This window comes from Pseudomonas mandelii, from assembly GCF_900106065.1.
Classification (GTDB): Bacteria; Pseudomonadota; Gammaproteobacteria; order Pseudomonadales; family Pseudomonadaceae; genus Aquipseudomonas; species Aquipseudomonas mandelii.
Genome location: NZ_LT629796.1, coordinates 3,037,167 through 3,062,713, shown reverse-complemented (window position 1 = coordinate 3,062,713; position 25,547 = coordinate 3,037,167). Strand labels below are relative to the sequence as shown.

At 58.0% G+C, this 25,547-nt stretch carries 28 protein-coding genes; 11 read left to right on the top strand and 17 right to left on the bottom strand.

From position 1 onward, the window contains the following. Positions 1-10: 10 nt before the first annotated feature. From BLU63_RS14015 to BLU63_RS14005, 3 genes are all read right to left on the bottom strand, one after another. Entirely contained in the window at positions 11-769 is a 759-nt protein-coding gene (locus BLU63_RS14015) for an alpha/beta hydrolase family protein (protein WP_010467301.1), read from the bottom strand. Then, the gene (locus BLU63_RS14010; protein WP_083375654.1) at positions 759-1,868 is read right to left on the bottom strand and encodes a DUF3182 family protein; all 1,110 of its coding nucleotides are present in this window, start codon (positions 1,866-1,868) and stop codon (positions 759-761) included. Before BLU63_RS14010 ends, BLU63_RS14015 begins: the two co-directional genes overlap by 11 nt. A gap of 304 nt (positions 1,869-2,172) precedes the next feature. Next, positions 2,173-3,168: a GlxA family transcriptional regulator gene (locus BLU63_RS14005; RefSeq protein ID WP_083375653.1), complete on the bottom strand. Its 996-nt coding sequence runs from the start codon at positions 3,166-3,168 to the stop codon at positions 2,173-2,175. Between the two features lie 104 nt (positions 3,169-3,272). Between BLU63_RS14005 and BLU63_RS14000 the strand changes: the two genes are divergently transcribed. From BLU63_RS14000 to BLU63_RS13955, 10 genes are all read left to right on the top strand, one after another. Further along, positions 3,273-3,827, top strand: coding sequence for a cysteine hydrolase family protein (locus BLU63_RS14000; RefSeq protein ID WP_083375652.1), 555 nt, complete (start codon positions 3,273-3,275; stop codon positions 3,825-3,827). 282 nt (positions 3,828-4,109) lie between these two features. After that, on the top strand, positions 4,110-4,691 hold the full coding sequence (locus BLU63_RS13995) for a YjfI family protein (protein WP_144443449.1): 582 nt from the start codon (positions 4,110-4,112) through the stop codon (positions 4,689-4,691). Between the two features lie 24 nt (positions 4,692-4,715). Further along, a complete protein-coding gene (locus tag BLU63_RS13990) occupies positions 4,716-5,414 on the top strand; it encodes a PspA/IM30 family protein (RefSeq protein WP_010467296.1) in 699 nt (232 codons plus the stop codon). Positions 5,415-5,574: 160 nt separating this feature from the next. Next, a complete protein-coding gene (locus tag BLU63_RS13985; protein WP_077749252.1) occupies positions 5,575-6,138 on the top strand; it encodes a rhomboid family intramembrane serine protease in 564 nt (187 codons plus the stop codon). 71 nt (positions 6,139-6,209) lie between these two features. Beyond that, positions 6,210-7,244: an ion channel gene (locus BLU63_RS13980; protein ID WP_077749253.1), complete on the top strand. Its 1,035-nt coding sequence runs from the start codon at positions 6,210-6,212 to the stop codon at positions 7,242-7,244. Then, positions 7,231-7,905, top strand: a complete 675-nt coding sequence (locus BLU63_RS13975) for a DUF2491 family protein (protein ID WP_083375650.1) — start codon at positions 7,231-7,233, stop codon at positions 7,903-7,905. Before BLU63_RS13980 ends, BLU63_RS13975 begins: the two co-directional genes overlap by 14 nt. Before the next feature lie 15 nt (positions 7,906-7,920). After that, a complete protein-coding gene (locus tag BLU63_RS13970) occupies positions 7,921-8,349 on the top strand; it encodes a DUF350 domain-containing protein (protein WP_010467290.1) in 429 nt (142 codons plus the stop codon). A gap of 18 nt (positions 8,350-8,367) precedes the next feature. Beyond that, positions 8,368-9,087: a DUF1190 domain-containing protein gene (locus BLU63_RS13965; protein WP_010467288.1), complete on the top strand. Its 720-nt coding sequence runs from the start codon at positions 8,368-8,370 to the stop codon at positions 9,085-9,087. A 12-nt stretch (positions 9,088-9,099) separates the two neighbouring features. After that, on the top strand, positions 9,100-10,257 hold the full coding sequence (locus BLU63_RS13960) for a glutathionylspermidine synthase family protein (protein WP_083375649.1): 1,158 nt from the start codon (positions 9,100-9,102) through the stop codon (positions 10,255-10,257). A gap of 120 nt (positions 10,258-10,377) precedes the next feature. After that, complete coding sequence (locus BLU63_RS13955; protein WP_077749255.1) at positions 10,378-12,582, top strand: OsmC domain/YcaO domain-containing protein; 2,205 nt, start codon at positions 10,378-10,380, stop codon at positions 12,580-12,582. Positions 12,583-12,650: 68 nt separating this feature from the next. Here BLU63_RS13955 and BLU63_RS13950 read toward each other — a convergent pair whose 3' ends face one another. Then, on the bottom strand, positions 12,651-13,178 hold the full coding sequence (locus tag BLU63_RS13950) for a single-stranded DNA-binding protein (protein WP_010467282.1): 528 nt from the start codon (positions 13,176-13,178) through the stop codon (positions 12,651-12,653). 9 nt (positions 13,179-13,187) lie between these two features. Then, entirely contained in the window at positions 13,188-14,585 is a 1,398-nt protein-coding gene (locus tag BLU63_RS13945) for an MFS transporter (RefSeq protein WP_083375648.1), read from the bottom strand. Positions 14,586-14,776: 191 nt separating this feature from the next. Between BLU63_RS13945 and uvrA the strand changes: the two genes are divergently transcribed. Continuing rightward, the gene (gene uvrA, locus BLU63_RS13940) at positions 14,777-17,611 is read left to right on the top strand and encodes an excinuclease ABC subunit UvrA (RefSeq protein ID WP_010467278.1); all 2,835 of its coding nucleotides are present in this window, start codon (positions 14,777-14,779) and stop codon (positions 17,609-17,611) included. 65 nt (positions 17,612-17,676) lie between these two features. On the opposite strand, the gene bfr is transcribed toward uvrA, so the two are convergent. The 12 genes from bfr to rpsE form a co-directional block, all read right to left on the bottom strand. Beyond that, a complete protein-coding gene (gene bfr, locus BLU63_RS13935) occupies positions 17,677-18,141 on the bottom strand; it encodes a bacterioferritin (RefSeq protein ID WP_010467276.1) in 465 nt (154 codons plus the stop codon). A gap of 149 nt (positions 18,142-18,290) precedes the next feature. Then, entirely contained in the window at positions 18,291-19,745 is a 1,455-nt protein-coding gene (locus tag BLU63_RS13930) for a catalase (RefSeq protein ID WP_010467275.1), read from the bottom strand. A gap of 208 nt (positions 19,746-19,953) precedes the next feature. Next, positions 19,954-20,340, bottom strand: coding sequence for a 50S ribosomal protein L17 (gene rplQ / locus BLU63_RS13925; RefSeq protein WP_008145500.1), 387 nt, complete (start codon positions 20,338-20,340; stop codon positions 19,954-19,956). Between the two features lie 42 nt (positions 20,341-20,382). Further along, the gene (locus tag BLU63_RS13920; protein WP_003176403.1) at positions 20,383-21,384 is read right to left on the bottom strand and encodes a DNA-directed RNA polymerase subunit alpha; all 1,002 of its coding nucleotides are present in this window, start codon (positions 21,382-21,384) and stop codon (positions 20,383-20,385) included. 22 nt (positions 21,385-21,406) lie between these two features. Next, positions 21,407-22,027: a 30S ribosomal protein S4 gene (rpsD, locus tag BLU63_RS13915; protein WP_003210056.1), complete on the bottom strand. Its 621-nt coding sequence runs from the start codon at positions 22,025-22,027 to the stop codon at positions 21,407-21,409. Between the two features lie 18 nt (positions 22,028-22,045). Next, positions 22,046-22,435, bottom strand: coding sequence for a 30S ribosomal protein S11 (gene rpsK, locus BLU63_RS13910; protein WP_002555466.1), 390 nt, complete (start codon positions 22,433-22,435; stop codon positions 22,046-22,048). A 30-nt stretch (positions 22,436-22,465) separates the two neighbouring features. Further along, the gene (gene rpsM, locus BLU63_RS13905) at positions 22,466-22,822 is read right to left on the bottom strand and encodes a 30S ribosomal protein S13 (RefSeq protein ID WP_003186020.1); all 357 of its coding nucleotides are present in this window, start codon (positions 22,820-22,822) and stop codon (positions 22,466-22,468) included. Positions 22,823-22,952: 130 nt separating this feature from the next. Further along, positions 22,953-23,069, bottom strand: coding sequence for a 50S ribosomal protein L36 (rpmJ, locus tag BLU63_RS13900; protein ID WP_002555468.1), 117 nt, complete (start codon positions 23,067-23,069; stop codon positions 22,953-22,955). A gap of 27 nt (positions 23,070-23,096) precedes the next feature. After that, positions 23,097-24,425 (bottom strand): preprotein translocase subunit SecY, encoded by a 1,329-nt coding sequence (gene secY, locus BLU63_RS13895; protein WP_007896784.1) that lies wholly within the window; start codon positions 24,423-24,425, stop codon positions 23,097-23,099. Then, positions 24,426-24,863 (bottom strand): 50S ribosomal protein L15, encoded by a 438-nt coding sequence (gene rplO, locus BLU63_RS13890; RefSeq protein WP_010467269.1) that lies wholly within the window; start codon positions 24,861-24,863, stop codon positions 24,426-24,428. 3 nt (positions 24,864-24,866) lie between these two features. Continuing rightward, the gene (gene rpmD, locus BLU63_RS13885) at positions 24,867-25,043 is read right to left on the bottom strand and encodes a 50S ribosomal protein L30 (RefSeq protein ID WP_003186033.1); all 177 of its coding nucleotides are present in this window, start codon (positions 25,041-25,043) and stop codon (positions 24,867-24,869) included. Between the two features lie 2 nt (positions 25,044-25,045). Beyond that, a complete protein-coding gene (gene rpsE, locus BLU63_RS13880; protein WP_007943782.1) occupies positions 25,046-25,546 on the bottom strand; it encodes a 30S ribosomal protein S5 in 501 nt (166 codons plus the stop codon). Between the last annotated feature and the right edge of the window lies 1 nt (position 25,547).

The following is a 25,547-nucleotide window of genomic DNA, read 5'->3' as shown; positions in this document are numbered from 1 at the left end:
AACCCACCACTCATTTCGACTGAATAATGCTCAACCGCTCACCCACGACCATCTCGGTAATCCAGTCCACCAGGATCGAGGTGTAGGCCTGTTGCGACACCGGCTCGCTCAACGCGTGGTCGGCGCCGTCAATGATCCGGTGCGTCAGCGAATGCGTCTGCTGGCACGCAGCGCGGTAGCTCATGATCGTCGCGTGAGGCACATAGTCGTCGGTCTCGGACTCCACGAGCAGCACATCCCCGGTGAATTGCGAGCACGCATGCAGCGCACGATTGCTGTCGGCGCGTACCAGCGTGTTGCGGTAATCGCGCAAATCAGCCTTGTCCAGTTCACGCTTGGGCGTATGCCATTGATCGTCGCGATACAGCGCCGGCACCCGCAGCGCCAGCCAGCGCACCGGGCGCAATGAAGTCAGTATCGAGGCCAGATAACCGCCATAACTGGTGCCGACCACCGCAATGGCGGAGGTGTCGAGCGCCGGGTGGGCGAGCAAGCGGTCGTATGCCGCCAGCAGGTCGCGCAGGTTGTCTTCGCGCGTTACGCGAGTAAGCGGGATGCCGGTGCCGCCGGTGTGCCCGCGCAAGTCGAACGTCAGGCACACGCATCCCAGACCGGCGATGCCTTTGGCCCGCTCCAGGTCCCGCTCCTGGCTGCCGCCCCAACCGTGCACAAACAACACGCCGGGGACTTTCGATTTGGGGCTCAGAAAGGTCCCGCTCATCTGTTCATCGTCGATGTCGATCTGAATGGTTTCGCTTCTAGCCGTCATAGGATTTGACCGTCACGTACTTGAGAAGAAAGTCACTGTTTTCCGCGGGCCCGCGATACACCTCAATGGCGTCCGGCGGCAGCGCTTGGTCGATGTAGGTTTCCACTGAAGACACGCGAATCGCGCGCATCCCCGGGTTGTTGACGAAGCTCTGCAACGCGGCCACTTCGGCGCTGCTGGCACCGCCCATGCGCCAGGACTGTTCGAGCACGCCGCTGCGCTGTTTGCCACTGCTGTCCAGGCCTTGGGCGATGTCATAGTTGCGGCGCGAGGCGTAAAAACCGGGATAGGCCTCGTCCGCGGCGCTGTCGAACACTTGCGCTTGCCGGATCGCCAGTTGCACATCGTCAGGCAGGTCCAGTTTCAGCAGGTCTTCGTAATACCCCTGCACCACCAGCAGATTGGAACCTCCATAAACCTGCTCGCCCTGACCGTCTTCGGTCAAGTATTGATCACCGCAATAACTCAGCACCTTATCGCCGATAAAACTCTGGCCAACACTGTGGGTGACGACGTTGTCGAGATCCTGTTCAAGCACCACGCCTTCGCTGAACAGTGCCCTGGCATCGGGGCGAGCCAGAACTTCGTCGAACTGGTCGAGGCTTTTGATCACTTCCTGCCCACGTCCGGCGCAGGCATGAATCGGCTTGATGCGGATCGGGCCGGTGTAAAGCAAATGCTCTGCGGCCGGCCGCGCATCGTCGAGCGAGAACACGCTGAGGCCATCGAGCACGACGTTGCGCACACGTTCGGAAAACAACGGAGACCAGCCTTGCGGGGCGTGCGCATGTTGATTGCGCAACCCGTGGCTGATGGCTTTGGTGCAGATGAAATCGTGGTCGACATAACCGCCCCACAGATCTTCCGGCCCGGTGACGCCCAATGCCCGGGCGGCAGCGACGCCGACCAGGGTCTGGGTCGGCAAGAGATAAAGATCTCGGGCCTTGTGAAGTCCGGGGTCGTAGCTCCCACCGAACTTGAGCCCCAGGATGTGCGCCAGCCAACGGGCCAGCGCGTGATTGGTGTCGACTTCGTGCTGGGGCGCCTCGGGGCGGACTGAGTGGGCGACTACCAGTTTCTTGCGGTTTGTTGGGGTCATGCGTCCCCCTTCAATCGGCTTTTGATGAATGTAGTTGAAGGGGTGCAGAGATCAAGCCATCGAGGGTTGGATAGAAAAGGGTTTCAAATCAGGCAGTTGCTACGAAAGTGATGGCACTGAGCCTGTTTTATTCTGCACGAAGGGTTTTTCTACCCCTGCATTTTGCACGACCCAGGCCTTGCACTGAGCCAATGCGGGAGAGAGCCTGCTCGCGAATTCGGCGTAGGTCAGCCTGCATCTAAGTCACTGGCATTGCGCCTTCGCGAGCAGGCTCGCTCCCACATTTGGCTTGGCGGTGATCTGGCTACCGCGCGACAGCTGCACCCGGCGTCACGCCAAACCGCGCCCGGTAATCACTTGGCGCCAGCCCGGTGATTTTCTTGAAGGTCGCGCGAAACGCACTGGGGTCTTGATAACCCACGGTCCACGCAATGTGATCGATGGTGCCGTTGGTGAATTCAAGCATTTCCCGAGCCTTGCCGACCCGCAGATGCTGGCAGTACTCGGTGGGTTTCAACCCGGTCGCTGCACGGAAACGGCGCAGGAACGTGCGCTCTTCCAGCCCCGCCCGCTCGGCCATCGCCGTCAGCGATACATCGGTGGCCCCGGTGCTTTGCAGCCAGTGCTGAACCTTAAGAATCGCCGCATCGCCGTGGCTGAGAATCGGTGAAAAATTGCTGCCGCACTCACTCGCGCTGTCGCTGTGTTCCACCACCAGAAAACGCGCGGTGCCGGTGGCAATGCTCGGGCCGAGCAGGCGGTCGACCAGCCGCAACCCCAACTCGGACCAGGCCATCAACCCGGCGGTGGTGATCAGGTCGCCGTCGTCGACGATAGGGGTATCCGCCTTGAGCTTGATGGCCGGGTAACGCTCGGCGAAGGTTTTGGCCGAGGTCCAGTGGGTGGTGGCGCTGCGGCCGTCAAGCAAGCCGCTTTCCGCCAGTAGAATCGAGCCCACGCAGACGCCGCCGAGGGTCGCGCCCCGGGCGTGTTGCTGACGCATCCAGTGGATCAACGCCTGCGGTGCCTGGCCTTCGGAAAATCCGGCAATCGATGGCGGAATCAACACCGCCACCAAGGCGCGGTCGGGCCCGGGATGACTGTCGTACACCCGCTCGGGCGCCTGCTCGCCATCAACTTGCCAATGGCTGACCCGCAGCAGCGGCAATTGCGCAGCCTGATGCTCGGCGGCAATCCGGTTCGCCACCCCGAACAGGTCCGTCAACCCGTGCACCGCCGCCATCTGCGCGCCGGGATAAATCAGCACGCCGAGTTCGACGATTGCCCTTTCTGCGTCCATTGTCAGTTTTCCCCCTTCTATTGTCGGTGCGGCCAATCCTCGGAAGGCCTGCCACAGACAATACTTCTTTCCACGCCCAACCCACACATTTCGAGGAATCAGGCATGGCCAAGCAAGCACTCATCGTAGTTGATATCCAAAACGACTACTTCCCTCAAGGCAAGTGGCCGCTGGTCGGCGCCGACGCTGCCGCCGACAACGCCGCCCGTCTGCTCAAAGCGTTTCGCGACGCGGGTGATTCGGTGGTGCACATCCGCCACGAATTCACCTCCGAAGAAGCCCCCTTCTTCACCCCGGGTTCCGAAGGCGCGAAGCTGCACCCCAAAGTTCTGAACCGTGCCGATGAGCCGGTGGTGCTCAAGCACTTCGTCAACTCGTTTCGTGAAACCGAACTGAAATCGATCCTCGACGAGCAAGGCATCAAGGAATTGGTGGTCGTTGGCAGCATGAGCCACATGTGTGTGGACGGCATCACCCGCGCCGCCGCGGACTTTGGCTACACCGTCACGGTGATCCACGACGCCTGCGCCTCACGCGATCTGGAATTCAACGGCGTTGCGGTGCCCGCCGCCCACGTTCACGCCGCCTTCATGTCGGCCCTGGGTTTCGCCTATGCGAGCGTGATTTCCACTGATGAATTCCTGGCGGCTAACCACTAACCACATAACGTATTGATCAAATTCCAAAAAGGGCCCGCCGCGTTTTAGCGCTGCGGGCCTTTTTCATGGAGCGGAAAATGTATGACAAAAAATCTCACGCGTGAGCTATTGAGCGTGGCAAAAATTGCCTGTAGTGTTTCTCACGCGTGAGTTTTTCACAACGAGGTCAGCCCCATGAAAAGCAGCTCTCCATCGAGTCCTCCCACAGGGCCCGATACCGATTCGGCAAGCCGCAAGGGAGAGCGCTCCAAACCGTCCGCGAAAAAACCATCGAGCTTTTACATGAAGCAGATGCGCGCGGGCCTGGGTGCCGCCGGTTATGTGAAACACGAGACTTGGGTGCTTCCCGAAAACCGAAGCCTGCTCAAGCAGATGGAGAAACAGCTTCGCCAACCGATTCTGGCTGGCTCATTCATGTCGGAGAATTACATGAGCGCAGGTACAAACTGGAACATCGACCGCCTCTTCAGCGCCCTTCAAGCCCTGGACGAAGCGGTTTCAAACGACATCACGCTTTCTCTCGTTCAAGGCTCCGAGTCCAGCATCAAGCTGGAAATGAACGACTTCGGTGGCTTGCCGATTTACATCGCGGTGGTGGGCGAACAGATCATCGTCGACACCGTTCTGGTCGACATCGAGTCCATCAATGACGTACCGGCCTTCAATGACGCCGTGCTGCGCAGCCGGGAGATGTTCCCGCTGTCCTCGATCGGTATCGAGTCCATGCCGAACGGGCAGATTGTCTACAACATGTTCGGCGCTCTGAGCTCCGACTCCAGCCTGACGAACATCGTGACCGAGGTCAAAACCCTGGTCGACAACGTCCAGCGCGCCAGCGAAGCCTTCGAACGTTTCTTCAATTAATTATTCGGGAACAGGAAATATCCAATGACTCAGTCCATCTGGAGCAAATTGTTCACCGCGCTGCGTGGCGGTGCCAACGAAGTCGGCGAATCGATCGTCGACCAACAGGCCCTGCGCATCCTCGATCAGGAAATTCGCGATGCGGACAGCGCCCTGGCCAACGCCAAGCGTGAGCTCGTCACCATCATGGCCAAGCACAAACTGTCGGCTGACCGCGTCAGCGAGTACAACGCCAAGATCAAGGACCTGGAATCCAAGGCTCTGGCCGCCATCCAGGCCAACCGTGAAGACCTGGCCCTGGAAGTGGCCGAAGCCATTTCGACCCTGACCAACGAGCTGGACGTCGAGCAAAAGCAGGCCACCGAGTTTGGTGGTTACGCTGAAAACATGCGCAAAGACATCACCAAGGCTGAAAGCCGCATCAAAAGCCTGCGCCAGCAAGTGGACATGGCCAAGGCGCGCGAAAGCGTACAGAAAGCCCAGGTCAGCGCTTCGATTGCCAGTGGCGGCGCCAACGGCAAGCTGGAAACCGCCGTCGGTACGCTGAACCGTTTGCAGGCCAAGCAGCAGCAACGCGCCGCTGAACTGGAAGCCCAGGACCAATTGGCCGATGCGTCGACGGGCACTGACCTGGAACGCAAACTGCGCGATGCCGGCATCACCCCGGACGCAGGCAGCGCCAATGCGATCCTGGAGCGCCTGAAGCAAAAATCGGCCGAATAACCGACTCTCGAGTAGAACGCATAACCTGTGGGAACTAGCCTGCTAGCGATTGCGGTTTGTCAGAAAACATTGATGTCGACTGACACTCCCCCTTCGCGAGCCGGCTCGCTCCCACATGGAATGCGCTGAACTGACAGACATTCAACTGTCGAGGTCAAGGATGGATGCCCTGAAGGGTTTCAAGACAATCGCAGGCCTGGCGCTCTTCATGGTCGCGTTGCAACTGTTCAACGTCGCGACCGGCTACAGCCTCATGGCCTTCGGTTTGATCCCGAGAACCGTGCACGGTCTGCTCGGCATCATCACCTCGCCTTTCCTGCACGCTTCCTTTGCGCACCTGAGCGCGAACCTGATTGCCTTTTTGATTCTGGGTACCTTGGTCATCATCGAAGGACTCAATCGGTTCATTGCGGTCAGCGCGATCATTATTCTGCTGGGCGGCGCGCTGGTCTGGCTGTTCGGCTTTGCCGGCGTACACATCGGCGCCAGCGGCTGGGTGTTCGGACTGTGGGCATACCTCTTGTCCCGCGCCTGGTTCCACAGGAGCTGGGGCAACCTGATAACAGCCGGCGTCGTGGCCCTGCTCTACGGCGGTCTGATTTTTGGCTTCCTGCCTCGCCAGGGTGTTTCCTTCGAAGGCCATCTGTTTGGTGCACTCGCCGGATTTATTGCAGCCAAGGTACTTTTCTCGGCGCCGCGCAACAGGTTTAATGCCGCCGGTTGAACGCACTTGCGCAGTCAGACGCCGAGGCGATGACGTCGCCAGGAACAAGTACCCACGGAGTCAGGGACGAAATGTCGATTTTCCTTTTATTGCGCATGTATGCCTCGTCCCTCTTCCACCGTTTCGGCTGGGCAGGCCTGGTCATTGCCTTGGGCGTACACCTGACCACGGCGTATCTGGGCCTGGTGTTACTGGGCGAACAACACCTCACCGCGCCCGCCACGTTTACTTACTTCTATCTGACCACCACACTCACCGTCGGTTATGGCGATCTCGCGCCGCAGACAGCGGCGGGACGGATATTCGTGGCCACCTGGGTCATGCTCGGGGGCATTGCGCTGCTGACGGCAGCCATCGGCAAAACCACCAGCAGCGTCATCGATGCATGGAGAAAAGGCATGAAGGGCAAAGGCGATTTCACCGGCAAGGTCGGCCATACGGTTCTCATCGGCTGGGAAGGCGCGTCCAGCGAACGGGTCATTGAGTTGTTGCTCCAGGACGAAACCTCGAACGACAACCTGATCGTCATTTGCGATTGCACCCTTGAAGAAAACCCGATGCCGGGCAAAGCGAGCTTCATCAAAGGTGAAAGCCTGTCCTCCGTGGCCTTGTTGCTGCGCGCGGGCGTTCCCGGTGCCGAGCGCGTTCTGGTGCGAACCCATTCAGACGACCTGACCCTGGCCACCGTGCTGGCGGTCAATCAACTGCAGCCTGTCGGGCATGTGGTCGCCCACTTCAATGACAGTGAAATCGCTGCGCTCGCCAGCGCCTACGCGCCCAGCCTGGAATGCACTTCCAGCATGGCCATCGAGATGTTGGTGCGCGCCTCGCAGGATCCGGGCTCGTCAGTGGTCATCAATGAACTGCTGTGCGTGGGCCAGGGCGCCACTCAATACCTGATGAAACTGCCCGAGGCCTTTGAAGCGACGTTTGGCGATCTGTACACACGGATGAAAGAACATCACAACGCCACGCTCATCGGCTATCGCGCCAAAGGCGCCCGACAACCGTCGATCAACCCGCCCGGCGCCACACGCGTTGAGGGCGGCGAGCTCTTCTACATCGCCTCCACTCGCCTCAAGGAAATCTCCAATGGGATGGTTTAAACAGTTGATGGGGCTTGAGGCCCCGAACGCGACGACAGAGTCGAAATGGACCGCCAGCGAATCCCCGCCCGTCACCGGTCCGCTGGGCCTGGCATTGGGCAAGGGCGTGATGTTCGACACCACCCTGAAATTGTTGCTCGACGGCAACACCACGGTGACCATCCCGGGTTCGCAGCAGATCTGGAGCAACGGCACCGTCGATCTCGGGCAGTCGACCTGGCTGTCACGCTACTACATGAACGACGAAGACTACTGGCTGCAGGTGCATACCACCGGCGAAATCGCCGGGCAGGTTGAGTCGGTGATCCTGTTCAATTACCTCAGTTACATCACCATCAGCAGTGAAGCGGAGTTGCGCCGATTGGCCGGTCCGCAAAGTCTGATCGGGCTGCCGACCTACACCCACAACGGCGTCGAATACACCCGCGAATGGGGCACCGAGAATGGCCAGACAGAATTGGTAGGGCTGAGCGAACAGCTGAAAAACCCGGAGGAGTCCTACGGCATCGAGCACCGTTCGATGCTGTACGCCCGCGAAACCGGCCTGACCGACCGCCGGGAATTCCTGCTGTTTTCCGTCGAGGAAGACGCCGAAGGCACCATCAGCTTGAGCACGTCGCAGGGCATTTCGCTGTACACAACCGACCTGAATACGTTCTAAAAAAGGAAGCAGTCCATGCTAGAAGCACTCTCTATCTCCTTGAACAAAGCCGCCGTGTTCGGGTTTGTTTCGTACATCCTCGGCGCCGCGGTATTGTTCGCACTGTTCCAGTTCATCTACACCCGCATCACCCCGCACAAGGAATTCGAACTGATCCGTTCCGGCAACGTAGCCGCTGCGATCGCCCTCGGCGGGGCCATCATCGGTTTCGCCATTCCGGCGAGCAACGTGATTGCGTACTCGATCAGCATCCTCGACTTCGTGGTCTGGGCGGTCATTGCAGCCCTCGTTCAATTGCTGGCATTTCTGGTGACCAGCCTGGTGCTCAAAGGCACCTCGGAGCGCATCAAGAAAGGTGAAATCGCGGCGGGCATCTACGTGGCAGCCGTGGCCATCAGCGTCGGCATGTTGAACGCCGCGTGCATGACTCCTTCCCAGAACTGATTGCGCCCGGAGATCCCGATGAAACGAAGCAAGTACGTTCAGCTTTCGCTGGCAGCGTCGGTCGCCATGGCGATATCAGGCTGCGGACCGACGGAAAAAACCTACGCGGTGCAGAAGAAGTACAACTTCCAGTCCGTTCAGCAGTGTGCCGATGAAAAGCTCCCGGTGGACGTGTGCTCGGACGCCTACATGACGGCCATGGCCGAGCATCGCCGCATTGCGCCGGTGTACGACAGCCAGGCCGATTGCGATGCCGACTTCGTCGCCGACTGGTGCCAACAGGATTCCGCCGGCAAGTTCATCCCCAAGCTCGGCGGCTTCGAACTGACCGCTGATGGCCAGGTGACGCAATCCCAGGTGGACGCGGCCAAGGCTCAATTACCCGCCTCGGAAGCGGCGAACACGGGTGGGTCGGGTTTCTCCACCAGCAGCCTGCTGACCGGCCTGCTGATCGGCAACATGCTGAGCAGCAACCGCAACAGTTACTACTCCGAGCCGGTGTACCGCTATCGCGATGACCGCGGCAGCTACTCGAACTCGACGCTCAGCCAGCGGATTGCCAAGGGCTCGACGTTCACCAAGTCCAATCAGGCAAGGTACGGCAGCAGCAACTACGCCGACTCGGTTCGCTCTTCTACCAGCAAGCCGGTCTCCGTTGCCTCGTCCACCTCCCGTGGCGGCTTCGGCAGCAAGGCCAGCGCACGCAGCGGCTGGGGCGGCGGCGGATCGAGCAGTTAAGGAAACCGGGCCATGAAGAAGATCCATTGCGCAGAGCGTCCTGACTGGAAACAGACCGCCGAGAATCTCGGCTTTCTGTTCCACACCATCGACAACGAACCCTACTGGGATGAGAGCGCGTATTACCAGTTCTCGCTCAAGCAGATCGAGAACGATCTCGAAGACCCGACCACCGAGATCCATGGGATGTGCATGGACCTGGTGGCCCGCGTGGTTCAGAGCGAGGAGTTGCTGGAGCGCCTGAGCATTCCCGCGCCATTCTTCGACATGGTGCGCACCTCATGGCTCGAAGGTCACCCGCACCTGTACGGGCGCATGGATTTCTCCTACAACGGCACCGGGCCCGCCAAGTTGCTGGAACTCAATTACGACACGCCGACCAGCCTGTATGAGGCGGCGGCGTTTCAGTGGGGCTGGCTGGAGCAATGCATCGAACGCGGCTTGCTGCCCAAGCATGCCGACCAGTTCAACAGCATCGACACCAAACTGCATCAGGCCTTCGCTCAATTGCAGCTCAAGCAACCCTTCTATTTTGCCTCGATGAAAGACTCGGTCGAAGACAAGGGCACTACCGACTACCTGCGGCTGGTGGCGGAAAAGGTCGGCATCGAATCACGCCACATCGATATCGAAGACATCGGCCTGACCAGTGACGGACGTTTCGTCGACCTCGAAGATCGCTGGATCCCTCACCTGTTCAAGCTGCACGCCTGGGAGTTCATCTTCCACGAGCCCTTCGGTGCAGCGATTGCCCAGAGTGATACGCAATTTTTCGAACCGGCCTGGAAATCCATCATCTCCAACAAAGGCATCCTGCCGCTGTTGTGGGAATTCAACAAAGGTCACCCGAACCTGCTCGCGGCGTACCTGGATACCGAGCCGGGCAAAGCCGTACCAAAAGGCTGGGTGCGCAAGCCGTTCTTCTCCCGGGAAGGTGCCAATATCGAGCTGCAAACTGCTGACGGCCTGATCGTGAAAGAGGACGGCCCCTACACCGATGCGCCGTTTATCCTTCAGGAGTTCGCGCCGCTTCCGCAGTTCGGCGACAGCTTTACGTTGATTGGCTCCTGGGTAATCGGCGATCAGGCGGCGGGGATCGGTGTACGTGAGGACAACAGCTTGATCACCAAGGATTCGAGCCGGTTCTTGCCGCATCTGATACTCGACTGACCGCTCCATCGCCCACTAAAAAGGCCCGGTGAGGACATATCGACAGACGCCCGCAAGACTTATGGCTGAAATGCCGGATAATGGCGGCCATTCGTTTAGCCGTTATTCTGGTAATCCCCCATGGAAATCAAGGTCAACTTTCTCGACAACCTTCGACTTGAAGCCAAGTTCGACGACTTCACGGTGGTGGCCGATCAACCTATCCGCTACAAGGGCGATGGCTCGGCGCCGGGTCCGTTCGACTATTTCCTGGCGTCATCGGCGTTATGTGCGGCGTATTTCGTGAAGTTGTACTGCGACACTCGCAGTATTCCGACCGAAAACATCCGCCTGTCGCAGAACAACATTGTTGACCCGGAAAACCGCTACAACCAGATTTTCAAGATCCAGGTCGAGTTGCCCGCGGACATCTCCGACAAGGACCGCCAAGGCATCCTGCGTTCCATCGACCGTTGCACCGTGAAAAAAGTGGTGCAAGCCGGGCCTGAGTTTGTGATCGAAGAGGTGGAAAACCTCGACGCCGATGCCCAGGCGTTGCTGATGCCTGCTTCTACCTCAGAGGCGAGCACCTATATCGCGGGCAAGGATCTGCCGCTGGAGCAGACCATCGCCAATATGTCGGCCATTCTGGCGGACCTGGGCATGAAGATTGAAATCGCCTCGTGGCGCAATATCGTGCCCAACGTGTGGTCGCTGCATATCCGCGATGCACACTCGCCGATGTGTTTTACCAACGGCAAGGGCGCAACCAAGGAAGGCGCGCTGGCGTCGGCGTTGGGCGAGTTTATCGAGCGACTCAACTGCAACTTCTTCTACAACGACCAGTTCTGGGGCGAAGAGATCGCCAACGCGCCGTTTGTGCATTACCCGGACGAACGCTGGTTCAAGCCTGGCCGTAAAGATGAACTGCCGAGCGAAATACTCGACGCGCACTGCCTGAAGATTTACAACCGCGACGGCGAGTTGCGTGGTTCCCACCTGATCGACACCAACTCGGGCAATGAAGAACGCGGCATCTGCGCGCTGCCCTACGTGCGCCAGTCGGACGGCGAAGTGGTGTATTTCCCGTCCAACCTGATTGAAAACCTGTTCCTGAGCAACGGCATGAGTGCCGGTAACACGCTGGCCGAAGCCCAGGTGCAGTGCCTGTCGGAGATCTTCGAGCGCGCGGTAAAACGCGAAATCATCGAAGGTGAATTTGCCCTGCCGGATGTGCCCGCCGATGTGCTGGCGAAGTACCCGGGAATACAGGCCGGTATACAGGCGCTGGAAGAGCAAGGGTTCCCCGTATTGGTGAAGGATGCGTCCCTGGGGGGGGAATTCCCGGTGATGTGCGTCACGTTGATGAACCCGCGTACCGGCGGCGTGTTCGCCTCGTTCGGCGCGCACCCGAGCCTGGAAGTGGCGCTGGAACGCAGCCTGACCGAATTGCTCCAGGGCCGAAGCTTCGAAGGCCTCAACGACTTGCCCCAGCCGACGTTTGAAGGTCATGCGGTGACCGAGCCGAATAACTTCGTCGAGCACTTCATCGATTCCAGCGGCGTGGTGTCGTGGCGCTTCTTCAGTTCCAAGTCGGACTACGAATTCGTAGAGTGGGACTTCTCCGGCCAGGGTGAAAACTCGAATGCCGAGGAAGCCGCGACCTTGTTCGGTATTCTCGAAGGCATGGGCAAGGAAGTGTACATGGCGGTCTACGAGCATATCGGCGCGACGGCATGCCGCATCCTGGTCCCGGACTATTCGGAAATCTATCCCGTGGACGACCTGATTTGGGATAACACCAACAAAGCGCTGTTCTTCCGCGCCGATATCCTGAACCTGCATCGCCTGGACGACGAAGAACTGCAAGCGCTGGCTGAGCGCCTGGTGGAAAGTGAGCTGGACGACTACACCGACATCACCTCCCTGATCGGCATCGAGTTTGACGACAATACCGTTTGGGGTCAGCTGACAATCCTGGAGTTGAAACTGCTGATTTATCTCGCCTTGCAGCAATTTGAAGAGGCCAAAGAGGCGGTGGAGATGTTTCTGCAGTACAACGACAACACGGTCGAGCGCGGCTTGTTCTACCAAGCTGTCAACGCGGTGCTGGAGATGAAGCTGGACGAAGACCTGGAGTTGGAAGACTACGAGGCCAATTTCCGTCGGATGTTTGGTAACGAACGGATGGATGCAGTGATCGGCTCGGTGGACGGCAGTGTACGCTTCCATGGTTTGACGCCGACCAGCACCAAACTGGAGGGGCTCGACAGACACCTGCGGTTGATCGAAAGCTACAAGAAGCTGCACTCGGCACGGGCCAATGTGACCACGTTGGCCGGTTAACAGCGGCAACAAAAAAGCGAAGCCATATGGCTTCGCTTTTTTTGTCTACGGTTCTGAAAAACTGCGGATCAGAACGGGATATCGTCATCAAAGCTGTCGAAATCCGGAGCCGGTTGTGGCGCTGCCTGCTGTGGAGGCGGAGCCTGACGCGACTGCTGCGGTGCTGACTGCTGCGGGCGCGGAGCCTGCTGGCGTGGAGCCGGGGCGGACTGCTGGTAGTTATTGCCCCCGCCTTGTTGGTCGCCCTGCTGTGGACGGCCGCCGAGCAGTTGCATGGTGCCTTGCATGTCGACCACGATTTCGGTGGTGTAACGCTTGATACCGTCTTTTTCCCACTCGCGGGTCTGCAGCTTGCCTTCGATGTAGACCTGCGAACCTTTACGCAGGTATTCACCGGCGATCTCGGCCACCTTGCCGAACATCGAAACACGGTGCCATTCAGTCTTCTCGACCTTCTGACCGGTTTGCTTGTCGGTCCACTGTTCGCTGGTCGCCAGACTCAGGTTGGTCACGGCGTTACCGTTAGGCAAGTAGCGAACTTCGGGATCCTGGCCGCAAGTGCCGACCAATATGACTTTGTTAACCCCACGGGCCATAACGTTCTCCTAGGCTACGCACGCTGCCCCGGCCGGGTTGTTCACCAGGCGCTCAAGGGTGGTGCGATCCAATAGTTCTGTGTCCAATTTGATGTAAATCGCCGCTTCATCAGCAACGATTACCGCATCTGTTACCCCTACGACGGCCTTCAGGCGGTCAACCAACCCCGCTTCGCGGATCGCCTCGGGCGACAGCGGCAAGCGCAGACTCGTCACGTAGGGAGGTTCACGCATGGTAACAGCAAAGGCCAGCCAAAGTGCAGCCAGGCCGGCGCATCCGAGGAATACGACCGACAAACCGCCGTGCTGGAACATCCAGCCGCCGAGGATACCCCCCAGCGCCGAACCGAGGAACTGGCTGGTGGAATAAACCCCCATCGCCGTACCTTTGCCGCCCGCCGGTGAAACCTTGCTGATCAGCGATGGCAACGAAGCTTCCAGCAAATTGAAAGCGGTAAAGAACACCACCGTCCCGATCACCAGAGCCCGCAGGCTGTCGCCGAACTGCCAGAAGAATAGCTCAGTGAGCATCAGCGTCAGCACTGCGCCCAATAAAACTCGTTTCATTTTGCGTTTCTTCTCGCCGTAGATAATGAACGGGATCATGGCGAAGAAGGAGATCAGCAGCGCGGTGAGGTAGACCCACCAGTGCTGCTCTTTGGGCAGCCCGGCTTTTTCCACCAGGGCCAGGGGCAATGCAACGAAGCTCGACATCAACATCGCGTGCAACACAAAAATGCCAAGGTCCAGGCGCAGCAGGTCCGGGTGCTTTAGCGTCGGCATCAGCGCCGAACGGGCGACGCCGGACTCACGGTGCTGCAACGGTCCGGTGGAACGCGGCACCATGAACATGACGATCACGATGCCGAACAGCGCCATGCCGCCCGTGGCGAGGAACAACCCCGACAGGCCGAAGGCGCGGGTCAACAGCGGCCCGACAACCATGGCCACTGCGAAGGACAGACCAATCGTCATGCCGATCATGGCCATGGCTTTGGTCCGGTGCTGCTCGCGGGTCAGGTCTGAAAGCAACGCCATCACTGCGGCGGAAATAGCCCCGGCGCCTTGCAGGATGCGTCCGGCGATGACGCCCCAGATCGAATCGGCATTGGCTGCCAGCACGCTACCGAGGGCGAAGATGATCAGCCCGAGGTAAATCACCGGACGACGGCCGATGCGGTCGGAAATGAAGCCGAAAGGAATCTGAAAGATTGCCTGGGTCAGGCCGTAAGCGCCAATCGCCAGTCCGATGAGGGCCGGGGTCGCTCCTGCCAGATCCATCCCATAGGTCGCCAGTACCGGCAACACCATGAACATGCCAAGCATACGGAAGGCGAACACCAGGGCCAGCCCGCTTGCTGCGCGGGTCTCACTGCCACTCATGCGTTCGCTGTGGGGATCGTGCATGGAAAAACCTCATGTGAACCGGCGGCGATTCTACCAGTCCCATCGATTGACGGGGTATATCGCGACGCTTTGACGCGCTCCGCTGACAGACTCTTCATGTAAGACACAACTCCGCTCGTTTGATAGTGTGCATCCATCCAGTATTTGGCCGTATACTCCTACGTTTTCGACGCCCGCCAAGCGAGGCCACTTTGGACAAGATCCTGATTCGTGGGGCCCGAACCCACAACCTGAAGAACATCGACCTGACCCTGCCACGGGACAAACTGATCGTCATCACCGGCCTGTCCGGATCCGGCAAATCGTCCCTGGCGTTTGACACGCTGTATGCCGAAGGCCAACGCCGCTATGTCGAATCACTGTCGGCCTATGCCCGGCAGTTTTTGTCGATGATGGAAAAGCCTGACGTCGACACCATCGAAGGTTTGTCGCCAGCCATTTCCATCGAACAGAAATCGACCTCGCATAACCCGCGCTCGACGGTCGGCACCATCACCGAAATCTACGACTACCTGCGCCTGCTGTACGCACGCGTGGGTATTCCACGTTGCCCGGATCACGACATTCCGCTGGAAGCGCAAACCGTCAGCCAGATGGTCGACCTGGTCCTCGCGCAACCGGAGGGCAGCAAGCTGATGCTGCTGGCCCCGGTGATTCGCGAGCGCAAAGGCGAACACCTTTCGGTCTTCGAAGAACTGCGCGCCCAGGGCTTTGTCCGGGCCCGGGTCAACGGCAGGATCTGCGAACTGGATGAGCTGCCGAAGCTGGATAAGCAAAAGAAGCACTCGATTGATGTAATAGTCGACCGCTTCAAGGTCCGCGCCGATCTGCAGCAGCGCCTGGCCGAGTCGTTCGAAACCGCGCTGAAACTGGCGGACGGGATCGCACTGGTCGCGCCGATGGACGACGAGCCCGGCGAAGAGATCATCTTCTCCGCGCGCTTCGCCTGCCCGATTTGCGGCCATGCGATCAGCGAGCTGGAACCCAAGCTGTTCTCCTTCAACAACCCCGCCGGCGCTTGCCCGACCTGCGATGGTCTGGGGGTCAAGCAGTTCTTCGACATCAAGCGTCTGGTGAACGGCGAGTTGACGCTGGCCGAGGGCGCTATTCGCGGCTGGGACAGGCGCAACGTCTATTACTTCCAGATGCTCGGGTCGCTGGCTTCGCACTACAAGTTCAGCCTGGAAGTGCCCTTCAACGACCTTTCGGCGGATCAGCAGAAATTCATTCTGCATGGCAGCGGTTCGCAAAACGTCGACTTCAAGTACCTGAACGACCGCGGCGATATCGTCAAACGCTCGCACCCGTTCGAAGGCATCGTGCCGAACCTGGAACGCCGCTATCGCGAAACCGAGTCGGCTTCAGTGCGTGAAGAGCTGGCCAAGTTCCTCAGCACCCAGCCCTGCCCGGATTGCCGTGGCACGCGCTTGCGTCGTGAGGCGCGGCACGTCTGGGTGGGCGAGAAGACGCTGCCGGCGGTGACCAATCTGCCGATTGGCGATGCTTGCGAGTATTTCGGCATACTGAAGCTCACGGGCCGTCGCGGTGAAATTGCCGACAAGATTCTCAAGGAGATCCGCGAGCGCCTGCAGTTCCTGGTCAACGTAGGCCTCGACTATCTTTCGCTGGATCGCAGTGCCGACACGTTGTCCGGCGGTGAAGCTCAGCGGATTCGCCTGGCCAGCCAGATTGGCGCCGGCCTGGTGGGGGTTCTGTACATCCTCGATGAGCCGTCGATCGGTCTGCATCAACGTGATAACGATCGGTTGCTCGGCACACTCAAGCACCTGCGCGACATCGGCAACACGGTGATCGTGGTCGAGCATGACGAAGACGCTATTCGCCTGGCCGACTACGTGGTGGACATCGGGCCGGGCGCGGGGGTCCACGGTGGGCATATTGTTGCCGAAGGGACGCCGGCCGAAGTGATGGCGCATCCTGATTCGTTGACCGGCAAGTACCTGTCGGGCCGAGTAAAGATTGCCGTTCCAGCCAAACGCACACCGCGCAACAAGAAGTTGTCACTGTCGCTCAAGGGCGCTCGCGGTAACAACTTGCGCAATGTCGACCTGGACATTCCGATAGGTCTGTTGACGTGCGTGACCGGTGTGTCCGGCTCGGGCAAATCGACGCTGATCAACAATACGCTGTTTCCCTTGAGCGCTACGGCACTCAACGGTGCAACGACGCTTGAGGCGGCCGCCCACGACAGCATCAAGGGACTGGAGCATCTGGATAAGGTCGTCGATATCGACCAGAGCCCTATCGGCCGAACGCCGCGCTCCAATCCGGCGACCTACACCGGGCTGTTCACGCCGATTCGCGAACTGTTCGCCGGCGTACCGGAATCACGCTCACGCGGTTATGGTCCGGGACGCTTCTCCTTCAACGTGAAGGGCGGACGCTGCGAAGCGTGTCAGGGCGATGGCCTGATCAAGGTGGAAATGCACTTCCTGCCGGACATCTATGTCCCGTGCGACGTCTGCAAGAGCAAGCGTTACAACCGCGAGACTCTGGAAATCAAGTACAAGGGCAAGAGCATCCACGAAACTCTCGAGATGACCATCGAGGAAGCGCGGGTGTTCTTTGACGCGGTTCCTGCGCTAGCGCGCAAGCTTCAGACATTGATGGACGTAGGTCTGTCCTACATCAAGCTGGGGCAATCGGCGACGACGTTGTCGGGCGGTGAAGCCCAAAGGGTGAAGCTCTCCCGTGAACTGTCCAAGCGCGATACCGGCAAGACGCTGTACATCCTCGACGAACCAACCACTGGCTTGCACTTCGCGGATATTCAGCAATTGCTCGACGTACTGCATAGACTGCGCGACCACGGCAACACTGTGGTGGTGATCGAGCACAACCTGGACGTGATCAAGACCGCCGACTGGTTGGTGGACCTGGGGCCGGAAGGCGGCTCCAAGGGCGGCCAGATCATTGCGGTTGGTACCCCGGAGGAAGTGTCCGAGATGAAGCAATCTCACACCGGCTTCTACCTCAAGCCACTGCTGGCTCGCGACAAGGCCTGAATCGGGCCCACGAAAAAGCCCCTGTCACTTCATCGGTGTCAGGGGCTTTTTTGTATAGGGAGCAATCAGGCGTGAGATTGCAGGTAGTTCTCAAGACCGATCAACTTGATCAGACCCATCTGCTTTTCAAGCCAGTAGGTGTGGTCTTCTTCAGTGTCATGCAATTGAACCCGCAGCATCTCGCGGCTGACATAGTCCTGGTGTTGCTCGCAGAGTTTGATGCCCTTGCAGAGCGCGGCGCGGACTTTATATTCAAGTCGCAGGTCAGCGGCGAGCATGTCCGGCACAGTGGTGCCAACATCAAGATCGTCCGGACGCATGCGCGGCGTGCCTTCGAGCATCAGAATCCGACGCATCAGGGCATCAGCGTGCCCGGCCTCTTCTTCCATCTCGTGGTTGATGCGTTCGTAGAGCTTGGTGAAACCCCAGTCCTCATACATCCGCGAATGGACGAAATACTGATCACGCGCCGCCAGTTCGCCGGTCAGCAACGTGTTGAGGTAATCGATTACGTCTGGGTGCCCTTGCATCGCCCTACATCTCCCTGCATGAAAGTCTGTAGTTTGAACCAAGGCGACTGTTTGGTCACTCCGTTTACGCGATAAAAGCGAAGATATTCTGAGAAAAGTGGTTCAAATAACGCAAAAACCGCCCAAATGAGGGCGGTTCTGCTTCTCGTTTAGACTTCGTTAAGCTGTACACCCAACGCCCTTGCAATTGCTTCTCCATACGCCGGATCGGCCTTGAAGAAGTGCTGCAATTGACGATCAATCACATCACCGGAAACGCCGGCCATGGCTCCGGCAATGTTGTTGGTCAGCAGCGCTTTCTGCTCGTCACTCATGAGTCGGAACAGAGCACCGGCATGGCTGTAGTAGTCGGAGTCTTCACGATGATCGTAACGATCAGCGGCACCGCTCAATGCCAACGGTGGCTCAGCGTAGCGAGGCGCTTGTTTCGGCGAATCGACGTAGCTGTTCGGCTCATAGTTAGGTGCTGCACCGCCATTGCTGCCGAATGCCATCGAACCATCACGCTGATAGCTATTCACCGGGCTGCGGGGCGCATTCACCGGTAGTTGCTGATGATTGGTGCCAATGCGGTAGCGGTGCGCGTCGGCATAAGCGAACACGCGGCCCTGGAGCATGCGGTCCGGAGAAAGACCAACGCCCGGGACCATGTTGCTCGGGCCGAATGCCGCTTGCTCGACTTCGGCAAAGTAGTTTTGCGGATTGCGATTGAGCTCCAGCTCGCCGACTTCGATCAGCGGAAACTCTTTCTGCGACCAGGTTTTGGTCACATCGAACGGGTTCTCATAGTGCGCCGCGGCCTGAGCCTCGGTCATGATCTGAATGCACACACGCCATTTCGGGAAGTCACCGCGCTCAATCGCCCCGAACAGGTCACGCTGCGCGTAATCCGGATCGGTACCGGCCAAACGTGCCGCTTCTGCAGGCGCCAGGTTTTTGATGCCTTGCTGAGTCTTGTAGTGCCACTTCACCCAGTGCCGCTCGCCATTGGCGTTGATCAAGCTGTAGGTGTGGCTACCAAAGCCGTGCATGTGACGATAGCCGTCAGGAATGCCACGGTCGGAGAACAGAATAGTGACCTGGTGCAGCGCCTCAGGCGAGTGCGACCAGAAGTCCCACATCATCTGCGCACTTTTCAGATTGCTCTGCGGCAGACGCTTTTGGGTGTGGATAAAGTCCGGAAATTTCAACGGATCACGGATGAAGAACACGGGCGTGTTGTTGCCGACGATATCCCAGTTACCTTCCTCGGTGTAGAACTTCAGGGCAAAGCCACGCGGATCGCGCTCGGTATCGGCCGAACCCCGTTCGCCGCCAACCGTAGAAAAGCGCAGGAACGTCGGAGTTTGTTTGCCGACCGATTCAAACAGTTTGGCGCTGGTGTACGGGGTGATGTCGCGAGTGACAGTAAACGTGCCGTAAGCACCCGAGCCCTTGGCGTGTACACGGCGCTCAGGGATGTTCTCGCGATTGAAGTGGGCAAGCTTTTCGATCAGGTGAAAGTCGTCGAGCAGCAGCGGGCCACGAGGGCCGGCGGAACGGGAATTCTGGTTGTCGGCGACAGGAGCGCCACTGGCGGTGGTCAGCGTTTTATTTTGACTCATGCGATCTCTTCCTCTGTCAGTCTTTAACTGCCGGCTATCGGCTGAGGGGGAGTATTGATCAGGAACGTTACAGCTACAAATTCATTGCGTTGCGACTATCGATAGAAAATTACTAATTACCTTTCTATTCATGCATTGATGGCAATGCTTTTCGAGCGCGCACAAAAAACCGGGCACTAGGCCCGGTTCTTCGTTTCAGACTGACGTCTTACTCAGCGGATACAGCTTCACCACCGGCAGGACGATCAACCAACTCGACATACGCCATAGGCGCGTTGTCGCCAGTGCGGAAACCGCACTTGAGGATGCGCAGGTAGCCACCCTCACGGGTAGCGTAACGCTTGCCCAGGTCGTTGAAGAGCTTACCAACGATAGCTTTCGAACGAGTACGGTCGAAAGCCAGACGGCGGTTAGCCAGGCTGTCTGTCTTGGCCAAAGTGATCAGCGGCTCAGCAACGCGACGCAGTTCTTTAGCTTTTGGCAGTGTAGTTTTGATCAGCTCGTGCTCGAACAGCGACACCGCCATGTTTTGAAACATGGCCTTGCGGTGCGAGCTGGTGCGGCTCAGGTGACGACCACTTTTACGATGACGCATGGTTCATTCCTTACCAAACACAACGTTCGGTGATTACGACGATCAGGCAGTCGCCTTGTCGTCCTTCTTAAGACTTGCAGGCGGCCAGTTGTCGAGGCGCATGCCGAGGGACAGACCGCGGGAGGCCAGAACGTCCTTGATTTCAGTCAAGGATTTCTTGCCAAGGTTCGGAGTCTTCAACAGCTCTACTTCGGTACGCTGAATCAGGTCACCGATGTAGTAGATGTTTTCCGCCTTAAGGCAGTTAGCCGAACGTACAGTCAGTTCCAGATCGTCAACCGGGCGAAGCAGGATCGGATCGATCTCGTCTTCCTGCTCGATAACCACTGGCTCACTGTCACCTTTGAGGTCGACGAACGCAGCCAGCTGCTGTTGCAGAATGGTTGCAGCGCGGCGGATAGCCTCTTCAGGATCCAGGGTACCGTTGGTTTCCAGATCAATAACCAGCTTGTCCAGGTTAGTACGCTGCTCGACACGGGCGTTTTCCACCACGTATGCGATACGGCGAACCGGGCTGAACGAAGAGTCAAGCTGCAAGCGACCGATGCTGCGGCTTTCGTCTTCATCGCTCTGACGCGAGTCTGCCGGTTCATAACCACGACCACGAGCTACGGTGAGCTTCATGTTCAGGGCGCCGTTAGACGCCAGGTTAGCGATTACGTGATCGGGGTTAACGATCTCGACATCATGATCCAGCTGAATATCGGCAGCGGTAACCACCCCCGAACCCTTCTTCGACAAGGTCAGCGTAACTTCGTCACGACCGTGCAGCTTGATAGCCAGACCTTTAAGGTTCAACAGGATTTCAATTACGTCTTCCTGTACGCCTTCGATGGCGCTGTACTCATGGAGCACACCGTCAATCTCGGCCTCGACTACTGCACAGCCGGGCATTGAGGACAACAGGATGCGTCGCAGCGCGTTGCCCAGGGTGTGGCCGAAACCACGCTCGAGAGGCTCGAGAGTGATCTTGGCGCGGGTTGGACTGACAACCTGCACATCAATATGGCGGGGTGTCAGGAACTCATTTACCGAAATCTGCATGGATGCACCTATTTTCTAGCCCTTACTTGGAGTAGAGCTCGACAATCAGGCTTTCGTTGATGTCGGCGGACAGATCACTGCGAGCAGGAACGTTCTTGAAAACGCCCGACTTCTTCTCAGTGTCTACTTCTACCCATTCTACGCGGCCACGTTGGGCACACAGATCGAGAGCTTGGACAATGCGAAGTTGGTTCTTTGCTTTCTCGCGAATCGCGACCACGTCACCAGCACGAACCTGGTAGGACGGTACGTTTACGGTCTGACCGTTAACGCTGACGGATTTGTGCGATACCAGCTGACGGGATTCGGCACGAGTAGAGCCAAAACCCATACGGTATACAACGTTGTCCAGACGGCATTCGAGCAGTTGCAGCAGGTTTTCACCGGTTGCACCTTTCTTGCCAGCAGCTTCTTTGTAGTAGCCGCTGAATTGACGCTCGAGAACGCCGTAGATACGACGGACCTTCTGCTTTTCACGCAGTTGGGTGCCGTAATCGGACTGGCGGCCGCGGCGTTGGCCGTGGATACCAGGTGCTGCTTCGATGTTGCACTTCGATTCGATCGCGCGCACGCCGCTCTTCAGAAAGAGATCGGTGCCTTCGCGACGAGCGAGTTTGCATTTTGGACCAATGTAACGAGCCATTCTTTACAATCTCCTGGATTACACGCGGCGCTTCTTCGGCGGACGGCACCCGTTGTGCGGGATTGGCGTCACGTCGGTGATGCTGGCGATCTTGTAGCCACAGCCGTTCAAAGCGCGGACTGCAGATTCACGACCTGGGCCTGGACCTTTGACGTTAACGTCGAGGTTTTTCAGACCGTATTCCAGCGCAGCTTGACCAGCACGTTCAGCAGCTACTTGAGCAGCAAACGGGGTGGACTTGCGGGAACCGCGGAAACCCGAACCACCGGAGGTAGCCCAGGAAAGAGCGTTGCCTTGACGGTCGGTGATGGTCACGATTGTGTTGTTAAAAGATGCATGGATGTGGGCGATGCCATCAACCACTGTCTTTTTAACTTTTTTACGAGGACGAGCAGCAGGTTTAGCCATGATTAATTTCCTGTCGATTCGCTGGGGCGATTACTTGCGGATCGGCTTACGCGGACCTTTACGGGTACGCGCGTTAGTCTTGGTACGCTGACCGCGCACTGGAAGACCACGACGATGACGCAGACCGCGATAGCAACCGAGGTCCATCAAACGCTTGATTTTCATGTTGATTTCGCGACGCAGGTCACCTTCAGTGGTGAACTTCGCCACTTCGCCACGCAACTGTTCAATCTGCTCGTCGCTCAGATCCTTGATCTTTGCGGCTGGGTTTACCCCAGTCACTGCACAGATCTTCTGCGCAGTAGTGCGACCAACACCATAGATGTAGGTCAGCGAGATAACAGTATGCTTGTTATCTGGAATGTTAACGCCTGCAATACGGGCCATTCAGTGGGACTCCAATTGACAGCTACCTACGCCCCGGAAGCCAAGAAATAGGGCGCGAGATAATATCGCTGTAATAACAAATAATCAACCCGGTAGCGCACTAGCTACCGGGCTTGAAGCACAATCACACTCAGCCTTGGCGCTGTTTGTGACGCGGTTCCGCGCTGCAAATTACTCGAACAACACCTTCGCGGCGAATAATCTTGCAGTTGCGGCACAGCTTTTTCACCGATGCACGAACTTTCATCACCAACTCCTCGAACCTTATGGGTACTCAGCGCAACATGCCGCTGCCGTAACCCTTCAGGTTGGCTTTCTTCATCAGGGATTCGTACTGGTGCGAAACGAGGTGCGATTGTACTTGGGACATGAAGTCCATCACAACCACGACGACGATCAGCAACGAGGTCCCGCCAAGGTAGAACGGAACGTTTGCTGCAACCACCAGGAACTGGGGCAACAGGCATACGGCCGTCATATATAGAGCACCGAACAGGGTCAAACGAGTCAGAACGCCATCAATGTAGCGCGCAGACTGCTCACCTGGACGGATGCCCGGAATAAAGGCACCGGACTTCTTCAGGTTTTCCGCTACGTCTTTCGGATTGAACATCAACGCCGTATAGAAGAAGCAGAAGAAAATAATCCCTGCACTAAACAGCAGAATATTCAACGGCTGACCAGGAGCGATCGACTGCGAGATGTCCTGCAGCCAGCCCATACCTTCAGACTGACCGAACCAGGTACCCAACGAAGCCGGGAACAGCAAAATGCTGCTCGCGAAAATGGCCGGAATAACACCGGCCATGTTCACCTTCAACGGCAAGTGGCTAGTCTGCGCAGCAAAGACCTTACGACCCTGCTGACGCTTGGCGTAATGAACAGCAATACGACGCTGACCACGCTCAATGAACACCACAAAACCGATAATCGCTACTGCCAGCAAACCGATGGCAACCAAGGCAAAAATGTTGATATCACCCTGACGCGCAGACTCGAAAGACTGCCCGATCGCTCTCGGAAGACCGGCGACGATACCTGCGAAAATCAACATCGAGATACCGTTGCCAACACCACGCTCAGTAATCTGCTCACCCAGCCACATCATGAACATCGCACCAGCCACAAACGTGGATACCGCGACGAAATGGAAGCCAAAGTCACCAGTGAACGCAACGCCCTGCCCCGCCAGACCAATGGACATGCCAATTGCCTGAACGAGAGCGAGGACGACAGTGCCGTAGCGGGTGTACTGGGCAATCTTGCGACGCCCAGCTTCACCTTCCTTCTTCAACTGCTCCAGCTGCGGGCTGACGGCTGTCATCAGTTGCATGATGATCGATGCCGAAATGTACGGCATGATCCCCAGTGCAAAGATACTCATCCGCTCCAGCGCGCCGCCGGAAAACATGTTGAACAAGCTAAGAATGGTCCCCTCATTCTGTCGAAACAGGTCCGCGAGTCGGTCCGGGTTGATACCTGGAACCGGGATGTGTGCGCCTATTCGGTAGACGATAATCGCCAGGAACAGAAAACGCAGACGAGCCCAGAGTTCAGACATACCGCCTTTGCCGAGCGCAGAGAGAGCACCTTGCTTAGCCATTTATTCCTCGAACTTGCCGCCAGCTGCTTCGATAGCCGAACGCGCACCTTTGGTGGCGCCGATTCCCTTTCCGATGGTAACAGCGCGAGTAACTTCGCCGGACAGCATGATTTTCACACGCTGTACGTTGACGTTGATCACGTTGGCATCTTTCAGGGACTGCACAGTGACGATGTCGCCTTCCACTTTAGCCAGCTCGGACAGACGCACTTCTGCGCGGTCCATGGCCTTCAGGGAAACGAAACCGAACTTAGGCAGGCGACGATGCAGCGGCTGTTGACCGCCTTCAAAGCCTGGAGCAATGGTGCCACCGGAGCGGGAGGACTGACCTTTGTGGCCACGGCCACCGGTCTTGCCCAAACCACTACCGATACCACGGCCCGGACGATGCTTTTCGCGACGGGAACCCGGCGCTGGACTCAGATCATTGAGTTTCATCGATTAACCCTCGACACGCAGCATGTAGTAAGCCTTGTTGATCATCCCGCGATTCTCGGGAGTATCAAGTACTTCTACAGTGTGACCGATGCGACGCAGACCCAGACCCTTAACGCACAGTTTGTGGTTAGGGATGCGGCCGGTCATGCTTTTGATCAGCGTAACTTTAACGGTAGCCATGATCAGAAGATCTCCTTGACGCTTTTGCCACGCTTGGCGGCAATGGATTCAGGAGACTGCATAGCTTTCAAACCTTTGAAAGTGGCGTGAACCACGTTTACCGGGTTAGTCGAGCCGTAGCACTTGGCCAGAACGTTCTGAACGCCAGCAACTTCGAGGACAGCACGCATAGCGCCGCCAGCGATGATACCGGTACCTTCAGAAGCAGGCTGCATGTACACCTTCGAAGCGCCGTGACCGGACTTCATTGCGTACTGCAGAGTGGTGCCGTTCAGATCAACTTGGATCATGTTGCGACGAGCAGCTTCCATTGCCTTCTGGATCGCAGCAGGCACTTCACGTGACTTGCCACGGCCGAAGCCAACACGCCCTTTACCATCACCTACCACGGTCAACGCGGTGAAAGTGAAGATACGGCCGCCTTTAACGGTTTTGGCTACGCGGTTAACTTGAACCAGCTTCTCAATGTAGCCTTCGTCGCGCTTTTGGTCGTTATTTGACATA

Coding starts and splice junctions, on each gene's coding strand:
- secY (WP_007896784.1), bottom strand. CDS start 24,425: ATGGCTAAGCAAGGTGCTCTCTCTGCGCTCGGCAAAGGCGGTATGTCT.
- BLU63_RS13960 (WP_083375649.1), top strand. CDS start 9,100: ATGAAGAAGATCCATTGCGCAGAGCGTCCTGACTGGAAACAGACCGCC.
- BLU63_RS13965 (WP_010467288.1), top strand. CDS start 8,368: ATGAAACGAAGCAAGTACGTTCAGCTTTCGCTGGCAGCGTCGGTCGCC.
- BLU63_RS13995 (WP_144443449.1), top strand. CDS start 4,110: ATGAAGCAGATGCGCGCGGGCCTGGGTGCCGCCGGTTATGTGAAACAC.
- BLU63_RS13945 (WP_083375648.1), bottom strand. CDS start 14,585: ATGCACGATCCCCACAGCGAACGCATGAGTGGCAGTGAGACCCGCGCA.
- BLU63_RS13970 (WP_010467290.1), top strand. CDS start 7,921: ATGCTAGAAGCACTCTCTATCTCCTTGAACAAAGCCGCCGTGTTCGGG.
- BLU63_RS13985 (WP_077749252.1), top strand. CDS start 5,575: ATGGATGCCCTGAAGGGTTTCAAGACAATCGCAGGCCTGGCGCTCTTC.
- rpsE (WP_007943782.1), bottom strand. CDS start 25,546: ATGTCAAATAACGACCAAAAGCGCGACGAAGGCTACATTGAGAAGCTG.
- bfr (WP_010467276.1), bottom strand. CDS start 18,141: ATGCAAGGGCACCCAGACGTAATCGATTACCTCAACACGTTGCTGACC.
- BLU63_RS14005 (WP_083375653.1), bottom strand. CDS start 3,168: ATGGACGCAGAAAGGGCAATCGTCGAACTCGGCGTGCTGATTTATCCC.
- rpsD (WP_003210056.1), bottom strand. CDS start 22,027: ATGGCTCGTTACATTGGTCCAAAATGCAAACTCGCTCGTCGCGAAGGC.
- BLU63_RS14015 (WP_010467301.1), bottom strand. CDS start 769: ATGACGGCTAGAAGCGAAACCATTCAGATCGACATCGACGATGAACAG.
- BLU63_RS13980 (WP_077749253.1), top strand. CDS start 6,210: ATGTCGATTTTCCTTTTATTGCGCATGTATGCCTCGTCCCTCTTCCAC.
- BLU63_RS13975 (WP_083375650.1), top strand. CDS start 7,231: ATGGGATGGTTTAAACAGTTGATGGGGCTTGAGGCCCCGAACGCGACG.
- rplQ (WP_008145500.1), bottom strand. CDS start 20,340: ATGCGTCATCGTAAAAGTGGTCGTCACCTGAGCCGCACCAGCTCGCAC.
- BLU63_RS13950 (WP_010467282.1), bottom strand. CDS start 13,178: ATGGCCCGTGGGGTTAACAAAGTCATATTGGTCGGCACTTGCGGCCAG.
- rplO (WP_010467269.1), bottom strand. CDS start 24,863: ATGAAACTCAATGATCTGAGTCCAGCGCCGGGTTCCCGTCGCGAAAAG.
- BLU63_RS13930 (WP_010467275.1), bottom strand. CDS start 19,745: ATGAGTCAAAATAAAACGCTGACCACCGCCAGTGGCGCTCCTGTCGCC.
- rpsM (WP_003186020.1), bottom strand. CDS start 22,822: ATGGCCCGTATTGCAGGCGTTAACATTCCAGATAACAAGCATACTGTT.
- rpmJ (WP_002555468.1), bottom strand. CDS start 23,069: ATGAAAGTTCGTGCATCGGTGAAAAAGCTGTGCCGCAACTGCAAGATT.
- BLU63_RS13955 (WP_077749255.1), top strand. CDS start 10,378: ATGGAAATCAAGGTCAACTTTCTCGACAACCTTCGACTTGAAGCCAAG.
- BLU63_RS14010 (WP_083375654.1), bottom strand. CDS start 1,868: ATGACCCCAACAAACCGCAAGAAACTGGTAGTCGCCCACTCAGTCCGC.
- rpmD (WP_003186033.1), bottom strand. CDS start 25,043: ATGGCTACCGTTAAAGTTACGCTGATCAAAAGCATGACCGGCCGCATC.
- BLU63_RS13990 (WP_010467296.1), top strand. CDS start 4,716: ATGACTCAGTCCATCTGGAGCAAATTGTTCACCGCGCTGCGTGGCGGT.
- rpsK (WP_002555466.1), bottom strand. CDS start 22,435: ATGGCTAAACCTGCTGCTCGTCCTCGTAAAAAAGTTAAAAAGACAGTG.
- BLU63_RS14000 (WP_083375652.1), top strand. CDS start 3,273: ATGGCCAAGCAAGCACTCATCGTAGTTGATATCCAAAACGACTACTTC.
- BLU63_RS13920 (WP_003176403.1), bottom strand. CDS start 21,384: ATGCAGATTTCGGTAAATGAGTTCCTGACACCCCGCCATATTGATGTG.